The 22,835-nt window shown below is 45.9% G+C and carries 19 protein-coding genes; 10 read left to right on the top strand and 9 right to left on the bottom strand.

Features of this window, described 5'->3' with window-relative positions; all coding sequences use genetic code 11:
• Positions 1-3 precede the first annotated feature (3 nt).
• Genes ssuC through ssuD form a run of 3 tightly spaced genes read left to right on the top strand, consistent with a single transcriptional unit; the run spans position 4 to position 2,745 of the window.
• Entirely contained in the window at positions 4-792 is a 789-nt protein-coding gene (gene ssuC, locus HGT73_RS10435; RefSeq protein WP_214214562.1) for an aliphatic sulfonate ABC transporter permease SsuC, read from the top strand.
• Positions 793-797: 5 nt separating this feature from the next.
• Positions 798-1,568: an ATP-binding cassette domain-containing protein gene (locus HGT73_RS10430; RefSeq protein ID WP_407073158.1), complete on the top strand. Its 771-nt coding sequence runs from the start codon at positions 798-800 to the stop codon at positions 1,566-1,568.
• A 28-nt stretch (positions 1,569-1,596) separates the two neighbouring features.
• The gene (gene ssuD / locus HGT73_RS10425; RefSeq protein ID WP_214214558.1) at positions 1,597-2,745 is read left to right on the top strand and encodes an FMNH2-dependent alkanesulfonate monooxygenase; all 1,149 of its coding nucleotides are present in this window, start codon (positions 1,597-1,599) and stop codon (positions 2,743-2,745) included.
• A 468-nt stretch (positions 2,746-3,213) separates the two neighbouring features.
• On the opposite strand, the gene HGT73_RS10420 is transcribed toward ssuD, so the two are convergent.
• The 4 genes from HGT73_RS10420 to yihA form a co-directional block, all read right to left on the bottom strand.
• Positions 3,214-4,158 (bottom strand): sulfonate ABC transporter substrate-binding protein, encoded by a 945-nt coding sequence (locus HGT73_RS10420; RefSeq protein WP_214214553.1) that lies wholly within the window; start codon positions 4,156-4,158, stop codon positions 3,214-3,216.
• Between the two features lie 352 nt (positions 4,159-4,510).
• Entirely contained in the window at positions 4,511-5,107 is a 597-nt protein-coding gene (locus tag HGT73_RS10415) for an NUDIX domain-containing protein (RefSeq protein WP_214214551.1), read from the bottom strand.
• Between the two features lie 101 nt (positions 5,108-5,208).
• Entirely contained in the window at positions 5,209-6,549 is a 1,341-nt protein-coding gene (locus tag HGT73_RS10410; RefSeq protein WP_214214545.1) for a carbohydrate porin, read from the bottom strand.
• Positions 6,550-7,039: 490 nt separating this feature from the next.
• Positions 7,040-7,669 carry a ribosome biogenesis GTP-binding protein YihA/YsxC gene (gene yihA, locus HGT73_RS10405; RefSeq protein ID WP_214214536.1) on the bottom strand — a complete coding sequence of 210 codons (630 nt, stop codon included), beginning with the start codon at positions 7,667-7,669 and terminating at the stop codon, positions 7,040-7,042.
• A gap of 444 nt (positions 7,670-8,113) precedes the next feature.
• Here yihA and yihI point away from each other — a divergent pair, with 444 nt between their 5' ends.
• Together yihI and hemN are read left to right on the top strand one after the other, a co-directional pair.
• On the top strand, positions 8,114-8,617 hold the full coding sequence (yihI, locus tag HGT73_RS10400) for a Der GTPase-activating protein YihI (protein WP_214214534.1): 504 nt from the start codon (positions 8,114-8,116) through the stop codon (positions 8,615-8,617).
• 219 nt (positions 8,618-8,836) lie between these two features.
• Positions 8,837-10,204, top strand: coding sequence for an oxygen-independent coproporphyrinogen III oxidase (gene hemN / locus HGT73_RS10395; protein ID WP_214214533.1), 1,368 nt, complete (start codon positions 8,837-8,839; stop codon positions 10,202-10,204).
• 35 nt (positions 10,205-10,239) lie between these two features.
• Here hemN and glnG read toward each other — a convergent pair whose 3' ends face one another.
• The 3 genes from glnG to glnA all read right to left on the bottom strand — a co-directional run bounded on the left by glnG (position 10,240) and on the right by glnA (position 14,241).
• On the bottom strand, positions 10,240-11,655 hold the full coding sequence (gene glnG, locus HGT73_RS10390; protein ID WP_214214531.1) for a nitrogen regulation protein NR(I): 1,416 nt from the start codon (positions 11,653-11,655) through the stop codon (positions 10,240-10,242).
• Positions 11,656-11,662: 7 nt separating this feature from the next.
• A complete protein-coding gene (gene glnL, locus HGT73_RS10385; RefSeq protein WP_214214529.1) occupies positions 11,663-12,712 on the bottom strand; it encodes a nitrogen regulation protein NR(II) in 1,050 nt (349 codons plus the stop codon).
• A 119-nt stretch (positions 12,713-12,831) separates the two neighbouring features.
• Positions 12,832-14,241 carry a glutamate--ammonia ligase gene (glnA, locus tag HGT73_RS10380; RefSeq protein ID WP_214214526.1) on the bottom strand — a complete coding sequence of 470 codons (1,410 nt, stop codon included), beginning with the start codon at positions 14,239-14,241 and terminating at the stop codon, positions 12,832-12,834.
• A 445-nt stretch (positions 14,242-14,686) separates the two neighbouring features.
• Between glnA and typA the strand changes: the two genes are divergently transcribed.
• The 5 genes from typA to fabY all read left to right on the top strand — a co-directional run bounded on the left by typA (position 14,687) and on the right by fabY (position 19,564).
• Positions 14,687-16,510 (top strand): ribosome-dependent GTPase TypA, encoded by a 1,824-nt coding sequence (gene typA, locus HGT73_RS10375; RefSeq protein WP_214214524.1) that lies wholly within the window; start codon positions 14,687-14,689, stop codon positions 16,508-16,510.
• Between the two features lie 185 nt (positions 16,511-16,695).
• The gene (locus HGT73_RS10370; protein WP_214214522.1) at positions 16,696-17,301 is read left to right on the top strand and encodes an HAD-IA family hydrolase; all 606 of its coding nucleotides are present in this window, start codon (positions 16,696-16,698) and stop codon (positions 17,299-17,301) included.
• A gap of 15 nt (positions 17,302-17,316) precedes the next feature.
• Positions 17,317-18,174 carry a virulence factor BrkB family protein gene (locus HGT73_RS10365; RefSeq protein WP_214214694.1) on the top strand — a complete coding sequence of 286 codons (858 nt, stop codon included), beginning with the start codon at positions 17,317-17,319 and terminating at the stop codon, positions 18,172-18,174.
• Positions 18,171-18,608 (top strand): D-aminoacyl-tRNA deacylase, encoded by a 438-nt coding sequence (dtd, locus tag HGT73_RS10360; RefSeq protein WP_214214520.1) that lies wholly within the window; start codon positions 18,171-18,173, stop codon positions 18,606-18,608. The genes HGT73_RS10365 and dtd overlap by 4 nt, the downstream gene beginning before the upstream one ends.
• 14 nt (positions 18,609-18,622) lie before the next feature.
• Entirely contained in the window at positions 18,623-19,564 is a 942-nt protein-coding gene (gene fabY / locus HGT73_RS10355) for a fatty acid biosynthesis protein FabY (RefSeq protein WP_214214518.1), read from the top strand.
• A 51-nt stretch (positions 19,565-19,615) separates the two neighbouring features.
• Here the strand turns inward: fabY and HGT73_RS10350 are convergent, their stop codons facing one another.
• The gene (locus HGT73_RS10350) at positions 19,616-21,250 is read right to left on the bottom strand and encodes an AsmA family protein (RefSeq protein WP_214214516.1); all 1,635 of its coding nucleotides are present in this window, start codon (positions 21,248-21,250) and stop codon (positions 19,616-19,618) included.
• 113 nt (positions 21,251-21,363) lie between these two features.
• Complete coding sequence (locus HGT73_RS10345; protein WP_214214514.1) at positions 21,364-22,746, bottom strand: uracil-xanthine permease family protein; 1,383 nt, start codon at positions 22,744-22,746, stop codon at positions 21,364-21,366.
• Between the last annotated feature and the right edge of the window lie 89 nt (positions 22,747-22,835).

The following is a 22,835-nucleotide window of genomic DNA, read 5'->3' as shown; positions in this document are numbered from 1 at the left end:
AGAATGAAACAACCAACGCGGGCAGTACGAACGGTTTTACCTTGGGTTCTCCCGATTATTCTACTGATTATTTGGCAATTGGGGTCTGCGAGTGGATGGATCTCAGATCGGGTATTACCTGCACCTCTGCATATTATCACCGCAGCTTGGGCACTCATCAAAAGCGGTGATCTCTGGAGTAACTTGTCGATTAGCGCTTGGCGTGCAGTGGTGGGTTTTGCTATCGGTGCCAGTGCTGGGTTAATCATGGGGCTAATTACTGGATTGTCGCGGTTAGGTGAGCTTTTTTTCGACAGCACATTGCAAATGTTACGGAATATCCCCCACTTAGCGCTGATCCCACTGGTTATTTTGTGGTTTGGTATTGATGAACGGGCAAAAATCTTTTTAGTCGCATTAGGGACTTTTTTTCCTCTTTACCTCAATACGGCTCACGGTATACGTCAGATAGATAAACAGTTAATCGAAATGTCGCGTAGCTATGGTTTACGCGGATTTGCGCTATTTTGGCAAGTGATTTTGCCCGGAGCGATGTCATCGATTTTAGTTGGTGTTCGTTTTTCACTTGGATTGATGTGGTTAACCCTAATTGTTGCTGAAACAATTTCAGCCAATGCGGGAATTGGCTACTTAGCAATGAATGCACGGGAGTTTTTACAAACGGATGTCGTGGTATTTGCCATCCTCCTTTATGCCTTACTCGGCAAACTCTCTGATCTCCTAACCACTGTGTTAGAAAAACGATTATTACGGTGGCATCCCCAATGGCGTAAAGAAGAGGTTTCTGTATGAGAAATATTCGTTTAATTAAACGTACTGAGTCACTCGCACTTTCTCTAAGGGGAGTAACCAAGCGATTTGGCTCTCATTCGGTACTTCAATCATTAGATTTAGCAATTCCTGCGGGACAGTTTGTCGCTATTGTCGGGCGCAGTGGCTGTGGAAAAAGTACCTTATTAAGGCTTTTAGCAGGCTTAGAGACGGCATCTTCCGGGGAGTTGCAGGCAAATCGTCTACCGTTAAGTCAGTCGAGTTCAGCAGTTCGTTTAATGTTTCAAGAACCTCGTCTATTACCTTGGAAAACGGTGATCGAAAATGTCGGTTTAGGACTAAAAGGGAAATGGCGTGAAGAGGCACAAGCCGTATTGGCCGCCGTGGGATTGGCAGATAAAGCAGAACAGTGGCCTGAAACACTATCAGGAGGACAAAAGCAGCGAGTTGCCTTAGCGCGAGCGCTTATTCATCGTCCGGGCTTACTGTTATTGGACGAGCCTCTCGGTGCGCTAGATGCTTTAACACGTCTGGAAATGCAGCAATTGTTAATCGATCTGTGGCAAACCTGGAAGTTTACCGTTGTACTTGTTACGCATGATGTGAGTGAAGCCGTGACCACTGCACAACGTGTTTTGATGCTAGATAGCGGTGTGGTTGGGATGGACGTTGATGTCGCAGTGCCTTACCCACGTACAACCACTCAGCCTGCAATAGCTCAGTTAGAACAACATATTTTACAGGCAATTATGCAGCCTGAAGCCTTGCCTACTGAGTATGCGCGTAGAGCGATTTAACCGAACTAATGTATTAAGGTGATAAGTAATGAAGAAGATAACGCACGCTCCCGAATTTTTTTGGTTTCTTCCCACACACGGCGATGGCCATTATCTTGGCACACAACAAGGTGGTCGTACGGTAGATTTACCCTATTTACAACAAATTGCATTAGCTGCTGATAACTTAGGTTATACCGGTGTCTTAATACCAACGGGGAAGAGTTGCGAAGATTCTTGGCTTGTTGCTTCTGCCTTAGCGCCTTTAACGCGAAAGCTAAAATTTCTTGTGGCTGTTCGCCCTGGTTTACAACCGCCTTCACTCGCCGCAAGAATGACCAGTACATTGGATAGAATATCTAATGGCCGTCTATTGATTAATGTTGTGACTGGCGGAGATCCGGAAGAAAATAAAGGCGATGGTATTTACCTCGATCATGCACAACGGTATCAAGTTACCCGCGAATTTTTACATGTATATCGCCGCTTATTAGCCGGTGAAAAAGTCAGTTTTCAGGGAGAGCAGTTGCAGGTTGATAATGCAGAACTCCTCTTCCCAACCCAGCAAGAGAATGGGCCACCGATCTATTTTGGAGGTTCATCCGACCCTGCCGTCGATGTTGCTGCAGAACATGTTGATACTTATTTAACGTGGGGAGAGCCCCCTGAGCAGGTAGCAGAAAAGGTCGCCAAGGTAAAAGCAAAGGCCGCAGAACGCGGCAGAGATGTAGAATTTGGTATTCGTTTACATGTGATCGTTCGCGATACTGCACAGCAAGCCTGGGATGCTGCAGAGCAATTAATTTCACATCTCGATGATGATATTATTGCCCGTGCTCAAGCTATTTTTTCGCGTATGGATTCCACAGGCCAAGCCAGAATGCGTGAGCTTCATAGTGGCTCTCGGGATAATTTAGAGATTTCCCCTAATCTTTGGGCCGGGATTGGTCTTGTCCGTGGCGGCGCCGGAACGGCATTAGTGGGGGATGCCCAACAAGTTGCTGAGAGGATCCGCGAATATCAAGCGATCGGCATCAGTAAGTTTATCCTATCAGGTTATCCGCACTTAGAAGAAGCCTGGTCTTTTGCAGAACGAGTCATGCCGTTATTCGCGACAAATACGGCGAGTAATCGTTACGGGCCACATGGCGAAACAATTGGTAATACCGAGCTACCACGACAAGTCAGTGCCAGTTAAGCTCGAAAAACCCTTCTCTTATTCGCCGAGTAGATTGCTGACGAACCCCTCTTTTCACGAGGGGTTTTTTTGAACCATCGAAGGCTGCGATTGCGCTATTTTTTTACTGCTTCTAGTCGGTTAGCGGCTGTTTTCAATACGTCATTCACAGTGGTATTGAGCATGTTAATCTCAGCGCTGGGTTTTACAGAGGGTTTTCACCTTTACCACTTTGCTTGGATTGGCATTCGCGTTAAGGCATCGTGAATTGTATCGGCTAACCTGATAGCTAGGCGTGAGCGATAAGTCATATTGACTTAAATTTTGGGATAGAAAGGATTCTTTAGGGCGCCGAGAAGAGGATGATTTATGGGTATTGACGTATGAGTTAACTCATTCTAGTCGATCAACGTCCTGGCCAAGAGGCGAGGACGTTGTCGGTAATCTAGCCCTTCAAATTATCGAAGGGTTTTTTATCGAGTCATTTTCTTAGTTCTTCTTATCCAAAGACCAAGTCGCGTTGCTGACATCAACCTGCTTAGGAATAAGGTGAATCTGGCTGAAAGTATCAGCTAAATTTTGTTGTTGCTTAAAAACATCCGGTGTCATACGTTGCGTCGTATAATCAATACGCGCTAGGGTTGTATGCCAATAATTAATTCCGAGACCGGTTGCAGCGGAGAGAAGTTGTGCTGTTTCCTGTTTATGATTATTAGCCCACTGGCCGTTTTCTTCTAAGGCCTTTTCGACTTGTAAAGCGAGCTTAGGCGAGCCTTCAGCAAATTTACGACTCGCTAAATAAAATGAGTAATGTGGGACTAATCCTTCTGCAGTTGTGATCGTGCGGGCGTGAGTCGTAGCGCTGACTTCGGCGAGGTAAGGATCCCAAATTGCCCAAGCATCGACGGCACCTTTCTGGAAGGCCGCCCGAGCATCTGCAGGGGGGAGATAAACGGGTTGTATATCTTTATAGCTGAGCCCGGCCTTTTGCAGTGCAGCAACTAATAAATAGTTCACATCCGAGCCTTTATTAAGTGCTACCCGCTTACCTTTAAGATCGGCAATGGTATGAATCGATGAGTTTTCAGGGACAACGATTGCCTCGCTGTTTGGATTTGGTACCGAATGGGCGAGGTAGATCAAATCAGCTTGTGCTGCTTGTGCAAAAATAGGTGGGGCATCGCCTGTTGCAGCCAGATCAATAGCGCCAATATTTAATCCCTCAAGCATCTGCGGACCTGCAGGAAATTCAACCCAACGAACGGTCACACCTTGTGGTGAAAACTGCTTTTCAAGGGATTGGCGTGATTTGATGATAGTAAATAGGCTCGCTTTCTGAAAGCCGATAGTGACCACTGATTGTTCGGCAGTGGCCGCGAAGGAGGCGGTCAGTAAACTGCTAATCACCAAAGTTAAAGGTAGAATTTTTTTCACGGGTACTCCAACGGTTGACCATTATTGTTATACCAATAGCTATAGCAATTTTTAGCAGGCATACAAACTATGAAAATTAACAAAGGATATCTCTTTTTTTGCTAAGTCAGCGGTGGGTAAAAAATTCTATAACCCTATAAAACAGTCGGATAGATGATTGATCTGGTTAAGTGTGAAACAGCGTTTTAGCCGGTTATTCAGGACCGTATGTGGTGTAATCAGAATGATTTTACAGTGATGGGTAAGGGATTAAATGGGTGAAGGGGCTGATCAGCAGTGAGAGTTATTTTGCGTCGTTGGCGTTATAGGCGGAATCATCCAGTAGGTCACTCTCCGCCTTATAAGTATGATTTTATTCTTTATCATCGAATAACTTGTTGATCATTGCATACTGCAGCAACATGATTGTTTTGGCATCTTTAATATCCCCATGAGTCATCATGGTGAAGGCCTGCTGAAAAGGCATCTCAATCACTTCAATATCCTCTCCTTCAGTTATCAGTCCGCCGCCTGAATTTACTTTGTCCTGATGGGAATATTCAGCAGTGAAGAAATGTAGTTTTTCCGTGACTGCTCCAGGGCTCATCCACGCATCAAAAATTTTAGTCACATGATTAATACGATAACCTGTTTCTTCTTCTACTTCTGCTCGGATCCGAGTGATCGGATCCTCTCCCTCAAGTAATCCTGCAGCTGTTTCGATCAATAAACCAGATTCTCCTTGGATCATGAGAGGTAAGCGAAACTGTCGGGTCAGGATAATGGATTGAAGTGGGCGGTTGTAAAGAAATATGGTGACACCATCACCCTTATTATAGACTTCACGGCTGTAAGTCTGATGGGTACCATCTGCACGTCGATAGTCAACCGTATATTTTTTCAGGGAATACCAATCCTCAGAGAGGATTTGTTCGTCAATAATGGATGCTGTACGTGGGGATTGAGACATAGGTTCTCCTTGGTAGAAACAAGAAAGTAACCGTAGCGGCGAAGGCTAGCAAGGGAAGAATATCCGTACCAGATAATTTCCGGTACGGATTATTAAGCGTATTAGAAGCTGAGGTTGGCGCTAATACCACCGACTAATGCATTTTTCACACCGCTTTCTGCACCCGGTGCGACAACATATTGTAGGTTAGGGCGGACTTGTAACCAGTTGGTCGCGTGAATATTGTAATATACCTCATAGTCATATTCTGAACCGTGCTGGATAGGGATCCAGACCGGGTTGCTTTCATAATAAGCACCATTAGCATTATTTTCACGGCGTTGCATCGTTGAATAGCTAGAATTGACGTGAATACGTGAAGCACCTACTCCAATTTCATCTTCAGGGCGTGCATCCGCCAAGCCTTTCCATACTAAAGTCAACGATTGGTAATTATCAATTTTCGCTGTTTTATGGTCATTCATCACTGCTTGAGCGGTGAGCGTTAAGCCACGATTACTTCCACCAGGCTGTGCATAAAGTTGTTGTTGTGCCAGTAAGTAGCCACCGTAGGCATGGGCAGTGTCACTATTACCATTACGCCATGAGCCGTATACCTCATCCTGAACAGAGGAGTAGTAACCACCTAAACGGTAATTACCTTTTAAGTTGTCTGGGCCAAAGGTAGGGTGCCACACTAATTCTGCGGGAACTAGATTTCCAACGGTTTGGCTAACTTCAAAGCGGAAACCATCACCCCGATCATAGTTGTAAGGGGTTTGGTTATAGAAACCGACTTGAAAGAAAACCTCTGGGGTTACGTTGATAGCAACACGACCGCCCCATTGAGATATTGGCCAGTTATACCAGTGATCGCCACGCCAGTTTCCGGCTTGACCGCCACCGAAGGCTAAGTTTTGGAATTTACTATCGATCGTATCGAAGTCTTCGCCAACGGTAACACGGCCGGCTTTAATATCTACCAAGTTATCGAATAGATGCTTGCGTACCCAAAATTGAGTCAGACGCCAAGTTTGCCCACGACCATAGACTTCTTGTACTGAGGAGAGCATACCGTTACGGCTTACCGCATCATCTGAAAGATTACGTCCGTTACGGTCGGTAATGGTCATTTGAAACTCGGTGTTATCCCAGCCTAGAAGTTTTTCAAGGTCAAGATCAATACCAAATGCGAGTTGGTCAGCATAACGCATGGTGGTCGAAGAGTTATACCCACCCGCTAAGTTTGAGGCTGTTTCCATCGTGTAATTGAGCTGGAAATCGACACCGTCTTCTTTGAGTTGGCTACGCGTCCCCCCCCAGTCACCGAGCATCCACGGCGAATCATAACTAAAAGGAGCCGCAGCTTGTGCTGCAGGTAAGGCCGCAGCGCAGCTTGCTGCAACTAATGAAAGAGCGAAAATAGAAGGTGCATTTAAAAAAAATTTATTTTTTATTTTCATTATTTTTATCCCGAAAAAGGTGTTAACTCTTTTTAAGAGGTTACTGCAGAATAACGTGTAAATTAGTACTAATTTTATTAAAATTTTGTAATTTAAGACGCTGATCACGAAAAAATAGTTTCCCAAAAAAGTCAGCCTTTATGCACCTTTCAGGCTATTTTTTTATCACTTTGACGTCTCCAAAATCGGGGGCAGAGCATACGCCTTTTTTGATTATTGAGAAACATATTTTTAACATTGTTGCGAGACTTAAGCGTTATTTATATGATCTACTCGACATTATTGGTCTGAGAGCGCTGTTTTTGGACAAAAAAAGCGCTTCCCCGCTTATAAAAATTGGGGTACATTTTCAGACGTAGGGTACAGAGGTAAGATGTTCTATCTTTAAGACCTTTTACTTCACGTAATCGGATTGGGCTACACGTTAGCCGCCCCAGCGATCTTGTTTATCTCTGGGGCGTTTTTTCGTTTTAGGAGGGGTAAATCGTGTTTATTCGTCCAGCGTACTCATCTCTTCAAGATGTTCAGTAAACCACTCATCCAGCTTCTGACTTAATTTATCAATTCCCATCTTTTTTAATGATGAAAAGAGTTCGACTTGTACTTCACCCATAAACGCTAGGCTTGCTTCACGTACTGTGGCTAATTGTTTTTTACGTGCACCCGAAGCGAGTTTATCCGCTTTCGTTAGGAGTACTAAAACGGGAATTTCGCTGGCGACAGCCCAAGTTACCATTTGTTGATCGAGCTCTTTCATCGGATGGCGAATATCCATTAATACCACCAACCCTTTGAGTGCTTGGCGAACTTCTAAATACTCACCGAGAGATTTTTGCCATTTGCGTTTAACTTCTTCGGGGACTTCGGCATAACCATAACCGGGTAGATCGACTAAACGAATTCCATCAGTGACTTCAAATAAGTTAATGAGTTGCGTTCGGCCCGGAGTCTTACTGGTTCGTGCAAGGCTTTTTTGTTGGGTTAGGGCATTCAACGCACTCGACTTTCCGGCATTAGAGCGGCCCGCAAAGGCGACTTCCGCGCCAGTGTCGTCAGGGAGATGACGAACATCCGGTGCACTAGTTACAAAATGAGTGACGTGATAATTCCAGCTCGGCACAGCAAACTCCAGATAATTTTAATCGCATAATGCGCGAGTATACCTCCCTTTTGCCTAGATTTCGCGCATTGTTATACGATAGCCGAGCATACGTGGGCTGTCCGATGGGCGTTATTATCGTAATCTTACCTATTTTTATCCATAAAGTTATTAGTGAGTCGTCCGATAATCGGTAAAAAATAATAAAAATCAAAAGGATGAATAAATAGTAAAATTTATCGTTAATGTTTCCTTGTGCTATTGGATTCTTCGACTACAGTTAATCCGCTAAGGAAAGCCTCAAGGAACCTTGTTCACGGATAGGGATGCGAACATTACCGTAATGGAAGACGAAAAAAGGACGAAAGGGCGGTAACCTTAGTGTTACCGCTTTTTTATTGTCCAGGTTTCTGCTAGATTCCCGTTCAGAACCTATCGATGTAATCCTCCTTGAGACCTGACACTATGAAGCAACCTTCCAGACCTACCAAAAGCAAGTCTACGGAACGCCGTAAAACCCGCGCTGAACTTAATCTTGAAGGCAGAGAGCGCAAGCGTAAAAGTAAACTTAAAGGCAATGTGGCGGGTAATCGTAGCCATCCTAAAGTGGCCCAGAATCAAGGGGGCACCGCACCGCAAAAAACGGACCCACGTTTAGGGAGCAAAACTCCAGTTCCATTGATTGCTGAAGGTAAGGTAGCCGCCGCTCCGGTTATTCATGCCACTGCTGAGCCGGAAAAAATGAGCCGCCAGCAAGAACTCCGTATGTTGGAAAATGATCCGCGTTTAGACCAGTTATTAGATCGCCTAGAAGCGGGTGAAACGTTAAGTAGTGAAGATCAAACCTGGTTAGAAGCTCGCTTAGATCGTATTGAAGAATTGATGGTCTTACTCGGTATCGAAATTGATGATGACGAAAAAGACGACGAAGCAGAAGAAGATATGTATCGTTTGTTAAAAGGCCAATGATGGTAGCGACGGGGAGCTTACTCCCTGTCATTCATCAGAAGGATTAATTAATAATGCATTGGCTTGGATCAATTCCTGCCGGATTATTCGCCTGTTATCTCTTTTGGATAGTCAGTAAACTTTTACGCTTGTCGCATAGAAAATCTATGCTGCATCGACGCTTATTCTCCCGTCACGGACGAGGTAAGCGCGGTGGTAAAACCAACGTAAGAGGTAAGCATGTTACCAGTCGAATGGGATCAGGCCCTGATCGAAAAGTATAATTCTTCGAGTCCACGCTATACGTCTTACCCCACCGCAGTAGAGTTCACGCCGCATTTTTCTGAAGAAGATTTTCGTCTCGCGACAGGCCGTTATCCGAATCGTTCTCTTTCTCTTTACCTGCATATCCCTTTTTGCCATCAGCTTTGTTACTTTTGTGGGTGTCATAAGGTGATTACGCGTCACCCTGAGAAGGCGGAACGCTATTTACAGCAGTTAAAAGCAGAAATTCGGCAACGTGCCACGCTTTTTAAGCAGCGGTTATTGACGCAAATTCATTTTGGCGGCGGAACACCGACGTTCTTAAATGATGAGCAATTAGCTGAATTGATGACATTAATACGTGAGGTGTTCAGATTACATAAAGATGCAGAGATCTCTCTTGAGCTAGACCCACGTCAATTTTCCGTAGAGCGATTGTCGGCATTACGTGCAATGGGATTTAATCGCTTAAGTATGGGGGTGCAAGATTTTAATCCCGCCGTTCAGCAACGGGTAAATCGTGAGCAAGATGAGGGACAGATTATTCAGTTACTCTCAACAATGAAGCAGCTCGGTTTTCGCTCAATCAATGTCGATTTAATTTATGGTTTACCGCTACAAACGGTTGAGAGTTTTGCGCACACGATCAAACAGGTAACCGCTTTACGCCCAGATAGGATGAGTGTGTTTAATTATGCTCATATGCCTGATTTATTCGCTGCTCAGCGTAAGATTAAAGTAGAAGAGCTACCGACGGCGGCTCAAAAGCTGAGAATACTGCAGCAGACCATTGACCAGTTACAGACGAGTGGTTATCAATTTATCGGTATGGATCACTTTGCCTTACCTGATGATGAACTCGCTCAAGCACAGCGTGCGGGCCGTTTACATCGTAATTTTCAGGGCTATACCACTCAAAGTGATACAGATCTATTAGGCGTCGGTGCCTCGGCGATCAGTATGGTCGGCGATACTTATAGCCAAAACGAGAAATCATTGACCGGCTGGTCAACAGGCTTACGCCAGAAGGGGAGTGCATTAGTTCGAGGGCTACGCTTGAGCGCTGAAGATATTTTGCGGCGTGACATCATCAAAAACTTAATGTGTCACTTTTCGCTAGAGATAGCAGAGATAGAAGCTTTAATCGATCAGCCTTTTTCCGATTATTTTGCCCAAGAACTCGGCTTACTCTCACCGATGGTACAGGATGGGTTGGTGACCATCACGGCCGAACGTTTGCAGGTGACAGCGAAAGGGCGTTTACTGGTTCGACATATCTGTTTGTGCTTTGATCACTATTCTCGAAAGCGTGCAGTACAGCAGGCTTTTTCCCGTGTTATTTAAAATAGGGCCTAAGGGATTTAGGCCCTATTAGGAGGTTACTCCATACCAAGTTCTTTGAGTTTACGGGTCAGTGTGTTACGTCCCCAGCCCAATAAGCGTGCAGCCTCTTGTTTATGGCCTCGAGTATGTTGTAGCGCGGTGGTTAATAGTACACGCTCCATTTCAGGTTGAGCCTCAGACAGTAAATCTTGATGGCCCGATCGTAGCGCGCGTTCCGCCCACTGTGCTAATAGTCCTGACCAGCTATCGGGAACATGGCTGGTGGAGGGTGCCTCATTAGGTACGGTGATATCAAAAAGTTCTGGAGGTAAGTCCTGCAGTAATACCTCTTGACCGGCAGCCATGACCGTTAACCAGCGGCAAGTATTTTCTAATTGCCGCACATTACCGGGCCAAGCCATATGTGTTAAAGCACCGATAGTATCGTTATGCAGAATTTTGGTTTCCACCCCTAATTCTCTCGCCGCGGTTTGAAGAAAATAGTTGGCTAAGCGCGGGATATCTTCGCGGCGTTCACGCAATGGCGGGAGATGTATACGAATTACATTGAGCCGGTGGAATAAGTCTTCGCGAAATTTACCTTCTTGTACGCGCAGTTCAAGATTTTGGTGAGTTGCCGCAATAATTCTGACATCCACTTTTACCGGCGCATAGCCCCCAACACGGTAAAATTGACCATCGGCTAATACACGCAGTAGACGGGTCTGTACGTCTAATGGCATATCACCAATTTCATCTAGAAATAATGTACCGCCATCGGCTTGCTCAAAGCGGCCTTGTCGTACTTGTCCAGCACCGGTAAAAGCGCCTTTTTCATGACCAAAGAGTTCTGACTCGATTAAATCTTTGGGAATCGCAGCCATATTTAGGGCGATAAACGGCGCTTTCACACGCGGGCTATGGCGATGTAAGGCATGGGCCACCAGCTCTTTACCGGTACCTGATTCACCATTAATTAAGACACTGATAGAGGAGCGTGATAGCCGACCAATAATCCTAAAGACATCCTGCATGGCAGGTGCTTCACCGATAATATCGGTAGTCGGGCCATCTTCTTGTTGATGACGCGGTTGCTGTTGTTCTTGGTAATGGCTAATCGCGCGTTCAGTAAGCGCGACGGCTTCGTCAATATCGAAAGGTTTTGGCAGGTAGTCGAAGGCACCTTGCTGATAAGCGCTGACTGCCGCATCAAGATCGGAATGAGCGGTCATAATGATGACCGGAAGCATAGGGTGGCGTTTTTTAATTTGTTTTAGTAACCCTAATCCATCCATACCAGGCATACGAATATCGGACAGTAAAACGTCTGGAGTTTTCGTTGCCAACGCATCAAGTACATCATGACTACTTTCAAAGGCTGTGCAGACTAAGCCTGCTCCTGTCAGTGCGCGTTCAAGCACCCAGCGGATGGAACTATCGTCATCGACGATCCAAACTATCCCTTGTTGCATAGAAACCTCACTGGCGTATAGGGAGAAAAATTGAAAATTCGGTATGACCTGGCCAACTCTTAAAGTCGATTTTACCGGAGTGTTGGTCAATTAAGCTGCGCGCGATAGAAAGACCCAACCCCGTTCCATTTTCGCGACCACTGACCATCGGGTAAAAGAGCGTATCGTGCAAATGTGTCGGGATACCTGGGCCGTCGTCTTCAATATCGATTTGTGCGACGAGGCGATACCGATTGCCGTGCAGTGTCAGTTGGAAGGCGGTTCGGGTACGCAGAGTGATGGTTCCGCCTTCACTTCCTAACGCCTGCAACGCATTGTTTACCATGTTGAGCAATACTTGCTCGATTTGGTCTGGATCATGCTGTAGTTCGGGTAGGCTTGGATCGTAGTCGCGTACTAAGGTGACATTATCGGGCAACTCCATCGACACGAGTTTTACGACACGCTCAGCAACCTGATGGATATTTTGCATAACATGCATTCCCGGTTGCTGTGGTCCCAACAAGCGGTCAACGAGATTTCTAAGCCGATCTGCCTGTTCGATAATGACGTTGGTATATTCTTTCAAGGCAGGATCAGGTAAGGCTTTAGAGAGTAGTTGTGCAGCCCCGCGTAACCCGCCTAAGGGATTTTTAATTTCATGCGCGAGTCCCCGAACGAGGTCGCGTGCAGCAATCTGTTGGGCGTGTTGTAGCTGCTCTTGGCTGAGACGGCGTTGATTATCCATCGGTGCCATCTCAAGTAGGATCTGTTGATCAGGTAAGGGCTGGGCGGTAAGTGCGAGGGTATGCGCACGTCCGTCGACAACGAGGGTGACTTCGCTATCGGTAAAGCCTTGTCCAACGCTTAGGCTTTCATGCATCACGTCGACATTCAGGGAAAAATAACCAGTGAGTTCTGGAAGTGGGGTTCCGAAGAGTTTACGAGAACTTTGGGCAAGTAATTGCTGCGCCGCGGGATTGGCATAATGAATCACTAATTCATGGTCGACCACTAAGACACAGTTGATCATTGAATTAAGGATCTGCACGGCATCTGAGGCGGTATTGCTAAGCATTACATCTCTCCAGAATAGGGGGCCCCGAGTTATTCGCGTAACCATTGCTTACTAGTATTGAGAAAAAAGCCCATCCGAAGATGGGCTAAGACTTCACGGCAACAGACTACAAGCGAAAATTAAACGCTGTAGTAAAGTTCAAATTCAACCGGGTGTGGCGTCATACGAACACGTTCACTTTCTGCTTTACGTAATTCGATGTACGCGTCGATAGTATCGTCGGTAAATACACCACCACGGGTTAAGAATTCGCGGTCTTCGTTCAGTGCATTAAGCGCTTCTTCTAAAGAACCTGCTACTTTTGGAATCTCTGCATCTTCTTCTGGAGGCAGATCGTAGAGGTTTTTGTCCATTGCATCGCCAGGATGGATTTTATTAATCACACCATCAAGGCCAGCCATGAGTAGCGCGGCGAAAGCTAAGTATGGGTTAGCCGCTGGGTCAGGGAAGCGCGCTTCGATACGACGTGCTTTCGGGCTAGCTACCACTGGGATACGGATTGAGGCAGAGCGGTTACGCGCTGAGTAAGCCAACATAACAGGTGCTTCATAACCTGGGACTAAACGCTTGTAGGAGTTAGTCGTTGGGTTAGTTAATGCGTTAAGCGCTTTAGCATGCTTGATGATACCGCCGATGTAGTACAGGGCAATATCTGAAAGGCCGCCGTATTTATCGCCTGCGAACAGGTTATTGCCGTCTTTAGAGAGCGACATATGGCAGTGCATACCTGAACCATTATCGCCAAACATTGGTTTTGGCATAAAGGTCGCCGTTTTACCGAAAACGTGTGCAACGTTATGTACGACATATTTATAGATCTGAATTTCATCCGCTTTTTTCACCATAGTGTTAAAGCGAGTCGCCACTTCGTTTTGACCTGCGGTCGCGACTTCATGGTGATGAGCTTCAACAACTAAGCCCATTTGCTCCATGGTTAAACACATGGCTGAACGGATATCTTGTGCTGAGTCGACAGGAGGAACTGGGAAATAACCACCTTTTAAACCTGGACGGTGGCCTTTGTTGCCGCCTTCGTACTCTTTACCTGTGTTCCACGCCGCTTCAATATCATCAATAGCAACGTGTGATCCTGAGGTTGATGAGCCAAAACGAATATCATCAAATAAGAAGAATTCTGGTTCTGGTCCAAAAAGAACGGTGTCTGCAATACCTGAGCTGCGTAGGAAATCTTCTGCACGTTTAGCGATTGAACGTGGGTCACGATCATAGCCTTGCAGTGTACCTGGCTCAAGAATATCACAACGAATAATTAGAGTAGGGTCTTCAAAGAAAGGATCAAGCACGGCGGTGGTAACGTCAGGCATCAGTACCATGTCGGATTCGTTAATACCTTTCCAGCCACCGATGGATGAGCCATCGAACATTTTGCCTTCTTCAAAGAAGTCTTCATTTACCTGATGTGCAGGAATGGTAACGTGCTGTTCTTTACCTTTACTGTCTGTAAAGCGTAGATCAACAAACTTGACTTCATGTTCGTTCATCAACGAAAGAACGTGTTCAACGGACATATCTACTCTCCTGAAAGCTCTATTGTCGTAGGGGGATGCGGGAAGCACTATGCTTATGAGGGCTCTCCCCTCTGACCCGTTATCCGGCAAGCGCCTAAAAACGTTTTTAGCTATCGTTTTCGCTTATTTATCTTAAAGCGAAAAGCGTGCCAACTTTTAAATAAACGAGAGAAAGCACAGCAGTAGCGTCTTCAGCTCATTATTGCTTCTGCGACGTAATGTAGCATTGCACTATTTATGTGCGTACTATTCAATATTTATGATCTTATTTGGTGCATTGCGGCGAAATCATGCTCATATTGCACTAGAAATGCACAAAATAAATGTAAAAATAGTGATACGAAAAAAAAACCGTATAAAGTGGCTGTGAATCGTGTGATCGTGTTCAGTCTTTCGCCTAATCCGTGTACAATAGCGCGCTATTTCTAATGCCTGAGGCAAAGCTGTGATCGAAAAATTGCGTAACATCGCCATCATCGCGCACGTTGACCATGGAAAAACCACCCTAGTCGACAAACTTTTACAACAGTCCGGTACCTTTGACGAGCGTACTGAAGCGACTGAGCGCGTGATGGACTCCAACGACCTGGAGAAAGAGCGTGGAATTACTATCCTCGCAAAAAACACCGCTATTAAGTGGAATGATTACCGTATCAACATCGTTGATACCCCGGGACACGCCGACTTCGGTGGTGAAGTTGAACGTGTTATGTCTATGGTCGATTCAGTATTGTTGGTCGTTGATGCGATCGATGGTCCTATGCCACAGACTCGCTTCGTAACGAAAAAAGCATTCGCCCACGGGTTGAAGCCAATCGTTGTGATCAACAAAATTGACCGTCCAGGTGCGCGCCCTGACTGGGTTGTTGACCAAGTCTTCGACCTGTTCGTAAATTTAGACGCTAGCGACGAACAATTAGATTTCCCGATCATTTATGCTTCTGCCATCCAAGGGATCGCGGGCAATGACCATGCAGATATGGCTGAAGATATGACGCCACTGTATGAAGCGATCGTGAAACATGTTCAAGCACCTCAAGTTGACCAAGATGGCGCGCTGCAAATGCAGATTTCGCAACTGGACTACAACAACTACTTAGGTGTCATCGGTATCGGCCGTATTAAACGCGGTAAAATCAAGCCTAACCAACAGGTTACGATTATCGATAGCGAAGGTAAAACACGCAACGGTAAAGTCGGTAAAGTACTGGGCCACTTAGGTTTAGAACGTATCGAGTCTGATCTGGCTGAAGCGGGTGATATCATCGCGATCACGGGTTTAGGTGAGCTAAACATTTCTGACACAATCTGTGATACTCAGAAAGTTGAAGCGCTCCCTGCACTAAGCGTCGATGAGCCAACAGTTACCATGTTCTTCTGTGTTAACACCTCTCCTTTCTGTGGTAAAGAAGGTAAGTACGTAACTTCACGTCAAATCCTTGACCGCCTGAAGAAAGAGCTGGTACACAACGTTGCATTACGCGTTGAAGAAACTGAAGATGCAGATGCTTTCCGCGTTTCAGGACGTGGTGAACTTCACCTATCTGTCCTGATCGAAAATATGCGTCGCGAAGGTTTCGAGATGGCAGTGTCTCGTCCTAAAGTTATCTTCCGTCAAATTGATGGCCGTAAGCAAGAGCCTTTCGAGAACGTAACCCTTGATATTGAAGAACAGCACCAAGGTTCTGTGATGCAAGCGATGGGTGAGCGTAAAGGTGACATGAAAAACATGGATCCAGATGGTAAAGGACGCGTACGTTTAGACTACGTGATTCCAAGCCGTGGATTAATCGGTTTCCGTAACGAATTCATGACCATGACTTCAGGTACAGGCTTACTGTACTCAACCTTCAGTCACTACGACGACGTACGTCCAGGTGAAGTCGGCCAACGTCAAAATGGCGTGTTAATTTCTAACGGTCAAGGTAAAGCGGTTGCGTTTGCACTGTACAGCCTGCAAGACCGCGGTAAGTTATTCCTCGGTCACGGTGCGGAAGTGTATGAAGGCCAAATCATCGGTATTCACTCACGTTCTAACGACCTGACTGTAAACTGCTTAACCGGTAAGAAACTGACTAACATGCGTGCGTCAGGGACTGATGAAGCGACAACGCTGGTTCCAGCAATCAAAATGACCCTTGAGCAAGCGCTTGAGTTCATCGATGATGACGAATTAGTGGAAGTAACCCCTTCATCAGTACGTATCCGTAAGCGTCATTTGACTGAAAATGACCGTAAACGTGCATCGCGTGGTGGTAAAGAGTCTTAATTCTCAGTCACTGAGCATTAAGCTAAACCTGAACCTTTTGGTTCAGGTTTTTTTTTACCTCAAGCACAGCATGGTTACCACGGTACACGGTAATAGAAACCTAAGTAATTTTTCTTAATCTCAATTGGTACAATTAGAGGGTCAGCTTTATAGTGTAGGGAAGTAGAACTTACGGGAGAAACGCCATGCTTTATATTTTCGATTTAGGAAACGTTATCGTCAATCTCGATTTCACCCGTGCGCTAGGTGTCTGGAGTAATTTGAGTGGGTCTCCCCTTGCTCATGTTCAACAACACTTTCAGTTTGGACCGCAGGTTGAGCGCCATGAAAGGGGGGAAATCTCGGATGAGCAATTTGCCGAAGCATTGTGCGAGGAGTTAGAGGTCAACCTCAGCTATCCTCAATTTGTGAGTGGCTGGCAGGCTATTTTTATCGGTATCAATCAACCTGTACTGACCGTGATTAAGCAGTTACGGGCTGAAGGTCACCGTGTTGTACTACTTTCCAACACCAATCAGATCCATACGGAGTTTTTAGCACACCAATATCCGGATTTATTAGCTATCGCTGACCATTGTTACTTTTCTCACCGTATTGGGTTACGTAAACCGGACACGGCGATTTTTCATCATGTCTTGACTGAAGAGGGTGTTGCGCCTGAACAGGCTTTTTTTGTCGACGATCTTTTAGAAAATATTGAGGCAGCCGCTCAACTAGGTATTCATACCTATCTGTACCAAGATGTTGAAGGTCTGGAGGCTGCCATCCAAGGTGCGAGTTATTTTGCGTAGGGAAACTGATCAGTGATGCGGGTTAAATTAAGGGCACGTTCCTTTTTTCGGTGGTTAGGAGTGCTATGGCGGCGGATTAACGATGACAATATGACAGTACAAGCGGGTAACCTTACCTTTGTTTCACTATTGGGGTTGGTACCGTTTGTGACGGTAATTTTTGCCATTTTCTCCGCATTTCCCGTCTTTAAGGATGTGAGTAGCGAGATCCGCCATTTTATTTTTCAAAACTTTGTTCCAACGACGGGCAGTGTTATTGAAGAGTACATCGACCATTTTGTGGTGAATGTGCATAGAATGACCGTGTTTGGGGCAATTGGCCTGATTGTCACGTCATTATTATTGATGTTCTCGATTGATAGCGCACTCAATAGTATTTGGCGCAGTTCACGTAAGCGGCCATTAGTTTTTTCTTTTGCGGTTTACTGGATGATTCTGACTCTTGGTCCTTTATTAGCCGGTGCAAGTATTGCGTTGAGCTCCTACCTGCTTTCTCCTCAATGGCTGAACATGCCTGGTATCAGTGAAGTGATCCAACTCGTTCTACGTAGCTTTCCATTGCTGCTATCGTGGCTGGGATTTTGGTTACTTTTCAGTGTCGTACCTACTTGTAATGTGGCGGGAAAAGATGCCCTAATCGGGGCATTGGTCGCGGGCATTTTATTTGAGATGGGTAAAAAAGTTTTTACGCTCTATGTCACGATGTTCCCGGCCTATCAGCTTATTTACGGTGTTCTTGCCGTCATCCCTATGCTCTTTCTGTGGGTCTATTGGACGTGGTGTATTGTGTTATTAGGGGCGGAAATTACTGTCTCCTTGGAGCATTACCGTAAACTTCGCCATCAGCGTCAACAAGAAGCGGATATTTCATGATTGCATTAATTCAACGGGTTTCGGCAGCTCACGTAACGGTGGACAACCACCAAGTCGGTAAGATTGACGCAGGGTTATTGGTGCTTCTCGGTATAGAAAAAGAGGACAACACGGCAACGGCAATTAAGTTGGCTGAAAAAGTCGTCAACTACCGGGTATTTAGCGATGAACAAGGGAAAATGAACCTCAATCTTCAGCAAGTAGCGGGCGAATTACTGGTGGTATCGCAGTTTACCCTTGCTGCAGAGACACAAAAAGGAATGCGCCCTTCGTTTTCAAAAGGCGCAGATCCTGACACTGCCCGCGAGCTTTACTACTTTTTTAGCGACTATTGTCGTCAGCTCGGAATAAAAACTGAAAATGGGCAATTTGCTGCGGATATGAAAGTCACCTTGACCAATGATGGGCCAGTGACCTTTTGGTTACAATGTTGAGGGAGAAGTAAAGCATGTACCAGTTACGCGTTCCACAAACTGCCAGAGATTTAGCCGAGTATTTTCAGTTCCGTTGGGAGATGTTACGTAAACCGCTAAATCAGCCGCCCGGCTCCGAACAGGATGCGTGGGATACTACCGCACATCACCAAATGTTGGTTGATAATAATAATCGAGTGGTCGGTGTTGGCCGTTTGTCTATTAGTGGCGATAACGAGGCTTCTATTCGTTTTCTTGCGGTATCGCCAGAGCTAAGGGGAAAAGGGCTCGGCCGATTATTAATCATGACATTAGAGTCTGTTGCGCGACAAGAAGGGGTTAAGCGAGTGACCTGTAGCGCACGGGAGGATGCCGTCGAGTTTTTTGCCCAGCTTGGGTATGTCAATCAAGGCCGAGTCACCACATCCCGCTCTACACGTATTCGCCATTTTTTGATGATTAAACCGATGGCATCAATGGATGATATTTTGCATCGTGCCGATTGGTGTGGGCAACTGCAACAGGCATGGTATCAGCATATCCCGTTAAGTGAAAAAATGGGTGTGCGCATCCAGCAATACACGGGTCAGAAGTTTATGACAACTATGCCAGAAACGGGTAATCAAAATCCGCATCATACCTTATTTGCAGGAAGCCAATTCTCCCTTGCCACGTTAACCGGCTGGGGACTGATTTGGTTACTGCTCAGAGAGCGCAAATTGGGTGGAACCATTGTACTTGCCGATGCCCATATTCGCTATAGCCAGCCCTTACAAGGCCGACCTACTGCCAGTGCAGATTTGGGGTCATTAAAAGGGGATCTTGATCGCCTTGCATGTGGCCGTAAGGCGCGTGTCAGCCTTGATGTGACGTTAAGCGATGAGCATCACCAAGGCGCCGTTTTCCAAGGTGTCTATCTTGTTCTTCCTGCGCAAGCTGAAAAGCCGTTAGAAGAGGGCGGTTCAGCTTCAGGTTAACCCCCGAAGATGCATGGCGCGAATTTGTATCTCGCGCCATGACTTACCGTATTAAGGCACTTTTTTTTGCGTAAAAGACGGGGTAGTAAAGGTTCCTTGCGCCGATCTTACGCCATCTGCCAAAGAGAAATTTCCTTCTAGTTTAAGGTCGAAATTGCCGGTTCCTTGAAGAGGGTGTTGCCAAAACCAATGATTGAATGCGGAGTAGGGGACTTTTTCACCGCGTAATGAGAGAGAGAAAGATCGTGGCGAAGATTGGGCAATGTCTACATCGCCAATGACTGGCCCATCACCGATTAATGCCTTGATTTCTTGAAGTTTGAGGCTATCACTGTTTGCCTTAATCTTAAACCATAGCGCTCTAACATCTTGGCGATTGAAGGTTGTGGTTGCGGCGTAGTATTCAGCATCACCGCGCCAGATACCCCATTGGTGATGTTGGGCAATTTGTAAATGATTGCCGGTAATATGGGTCGCCGTCATCTGAAAAGGGAAGTCTGGTGTGATATCAATCAGTAACCCATTATCTACACGTAATGTATTGAGAGTAATCGTATCGATAAAAGAGGGTAATTTTTCTTGCAAAAATGCCTGCCACGCCGAGGGTAAGACATAATGAATGTTGCTAAAGACAAGTTGATTTAGCAGTAAGTGGCGCTCTTTTTCCTGCCATTCACCTTCAGCAGAGACTGTTCCTTTTGCCCATCCGGCTGTAAAGCGATCAATGTGCAGATTCCCGCCGCTTCCCGTAAGCGAGAGATGGGGCTGTGACCACTCTTCGGTACCCAGAATAAGGCTTCCTGCATTTAATGATAGTTTTCCTTCAGGCGGTGTACTATTTCTGAGATTTATCCCTTCGGCTGAAAGGTCATTAATTACCCAGTCTGGCCCGACAATACTGAGATGGTTGACGCGTAGTTGTTTAATCGTGACATCAGTGGATAATTGTTGGGTAATGATATCCACTAAAGGCTTTTCAGTTTGAAAGCGTATATTATCCAGCGCTAGGTAGGGTATTTGCCACACGCCTTCTGCCGAACGTTCGAGCTGCCCTTCAAATGTCCCTCGGTCGACGGCCCCAGATAGGTGATGGATAGTGAGAATCTGGTGGTCTTTATCCCCTTGAGCAATGAGTTTATCAAATTGGCGGCCACCGACGTGAACGTTCTCGGCAGAAAAATTAAAGGTGAATTTTTTTCCTAGTACTGCTTGCTGGCTAGGTTGCCAAGGGATTACTACACCATCAATCTTCTTCGCTGATAAACAGTTTGTGGGATAAGGGTTTAATAGTTTAACCGCCTGAAGCTCTAAGCGATCTGCACTAAATGGCAGTGTCGCTTCAGGGGTTAAATTACTAAGTACTAGGCTACCTTGCTTGATGGTAATTTGGTCAAAATGAGAGGGTGTTAGTAGCTGACGGGCGGTGAGTGAAAAGGATAATTTATCCGTAATCAGTAGTGCCGGTTGACCATCTTCACCAAACGTCATGTTATCCAGTTCAAAGGTTAACGGGTGCGACCAACTATGTGTAAAACGCTCAATAGAGAGGTGATAAGCCGTTGCATCACTTATCCAGCGACACGCTGCGGCGATTCCCCATTGGCTGCGTAATATGCCATAACCTAAACTGATGAGGATGAGGAAAAGTAATATTAATGAGAGCAGCAATTTGAGGAGTAACTTCATCGACGTTTCCTAGTTAAGGACGAACTGTTGGTTATGCCTTAAAACCGTCGTGAGCTCAAGTGACATAATAACGACTGACTATCTGGATCAATAATCAGCCGTATCATTATGGCTTATTCTTCACGTGGTAAGACAAGATTAAGGATAATCGCAGTCACGCCTCCGGCAGCAATCCCTGATGAGAATAGCGTCCGTAACCATTCGGGGGCGAATTGAAGGATCTCTGGATGCTGCGAGACACCTAACCCAATTCCCAGTGAAAGAGCCATCACCATAATCGCCCGACGATTCAATGATTCACGTGCGACAATCCGCACCCCGGACGCAGCAATTGTACCAAACATAACTAAGGTTGCTCCTCCTAGCACTGGTTCAGGGATATTTTGTACGATATCACTGACAGCAGGAAATAGCCCTAAAAGTATCAACATGATGGCGACAATAAAACCGACATAACGGCTAGCTACGCCGGTCAGCTGAATGACCCCATTATTTTGCCCAAAGCAGGAGTTAGGGAAAGTATTGAATAGGGCTGAAACGCAGCTATTGACGCCATTGGCCAGTACACCGCCTTTCAAGCGTTTCATATAGAGAGGCCCTTTTACCGGCTGCTCAGAAACATCGGATGTGGCCGTAATATCACCGATGGTTTCAAGGGAAGTGACCATGAATACCAGCATTAACGGCAGCAGTAAGCTCCAATCGATAGCTAATCCATAGCGTAAAGGTTGTGGCCACATTACCCAAGCATGCTCACTCACCGGTAATGCATGGGGCAGTACACCCATTACCCATGCCACCAAATAGCCGATTAACATTGCTATAAATAGGGCCGCAATGCGTAAGTAGGGATTTTTTTGACGATTTAAAAGGATGATGGTGATTAATACGATACCGGCTAGCAGCAGATTAGTCGGCGCACCAAAACTATGATTTTCCATGGCGCTGAATCCACCGCCGACGGAGGTCAGCCCCACTTGAATCAGGGAAAGGCCGATAATCATGACGACAATTCCTGAGACGAGCGGTGTAATAACTCGTTGTACGTAAGGGAGTATTCGCGAGATGATCATTTCAGTGCAGGAGGCGAGCATTAAAGTACCAAAGAGTGCTGCCATCATGTTTGAGGTATCGGCCCCCCCATTTTGTAAAGCGAGCCCCCCCATGATCAGGGGCGAAACAAAGTTAAAACTGGTTCCTTGAATCGACAGTAGTCCCGAACCGATAGGTCCCCAAGTTTTAATCTGTAATAAGGAAGCGATACCGGAGGCAAATAGCGACATACTAAGGATATGCCGTGTATCTTCTGCGGGTAAATGCAGGCCTTTACAAATGAGTAGGGCGGGGGTAATGACGGCGACAAACATAGCGAGTAAATGTTGTAAGGCCGCAAAAATCGCTTGTCCCAACGGAGGACGGGCTTCCAAGTTATAAATCAGCTCACTACGCGCATCAGGTAGCGTATTTTCAGTCGATTCGATACGTTCGGCAGACATGGTTTTTCTCTGGCAGAGGGATAAAAAGGGGCAATTCTAAAGGAGATAGTTACGATTGCAAACGATTGCTTATACCAAGTTGAGGATTT

It is taken from the genome of Rosenbergiella australiborealis, assembly GCF_018494035.1.
Taxonomy (GTDB): Bacteria; Pseudomonadota; Gammaproteobacteria; order Enterobacterales; family Enterobacteriaceae; genus Rosenbergiella; species Rosenbergiella australiborealis.
This window is presented reverse-complemented; position numbering and strand designations above follow the sequence as displayed.

Coding starts and splice junctions, on each gene's coding strand:
- ssuC (WP_214214562.1), top strand. CDS start 4: ATGAAACAACCAACGCGGGCAGTACGAACGGTTTTACCTTGGGTTCTC.
- ssuD (WP_214214558.1), top strand. CDS start 1,597: ATGAAGAAGATAACGCACGCTCCCGAATTTTTTTGGTTTCTTCCCACA.
- HGT73_RS10415 (WP_214214551.1), bottom strand. CDS start 5,107: ATGTCTCAATCCCCACGTACAGCATCCATTATTGACGAACAAATCCTC.
- HGT73_RS10410 (WP_214214545.1), bottom strand. CDS start 6,549: ATGAAAATAAAAAATAAATTTTTTTTAAATGCACCTTCTATTTTCGCT.
- yihI (WP_214214534.1), top strand. CDS start 8,114: ATGAAGCAACCTTCCAGACCTACCAAAAGCAAGTCTACGGAACGCCGT.
- hemN (WP_214214533.1), top strand. CDS start 8,837: ATGTTACCAGTCGAATGGGATCAGGCCCTGATCGAAAAGTATAATTCT.
- glnG (WP_214214531.1), bottom strand. CDS start 11,655: ATGCAACAAGGGATAGTTTGGATCGTCGATGACGATAGTTCCATCCGC.
- glnL (WP_214214529.1), bottom strand. CDS start 12,712: ATGCTTAGCAATACCGCCTCAGATGCCGTGCAGATCCTTAATTCAATG.
- glnA (WP_214214526.1), bottom strand. CDS start 14,241: ATGTCCGTTGAACACGTTCTTTCGTTGATGAACGAACATGAAGTCAAG.
- HGT73_RS10370 (WP_214214522.1), top strand. CDS start 16,696: ATGCTTTATATTTTCGATTTAGGAAACGTTATCGTCAATCTCGATTTC.
- HGT73_RS10365 (WP_214214694.1), top strand. CDS start 17,317: ATGCGGGTTAAATTAAGGGCACGTTCCTTTTTTCGGTGGTTAGGAGTG.
- dtd (WP_214214520.1), top strand. CDS start 18,171: ATGATTGCATTAATTCAACGGGTTTCGGCAGCTCACGTAACGGTGGAC.
- fabY (WP_214214518.1), top strand. CDS start 18,623: ATGTACCAGTTACGCGTTCCACAAACTGCCAGAGATTTAGCCGAGTAT.
- HGT73_RS10350 (WP_214214516.1), bottom strand. CDS start 21,250: ATGAAGTTACTCCTCAAATTGCTGCTCTCATTAATATTACTTTTCCTC.
- HGT73_RS10345 (WP_214214514.1), bottom strand. CDS start 22,746: ATGTCTGCCGAACGTATCGAATCGACTGAAAATACGCTACCTGATGCG.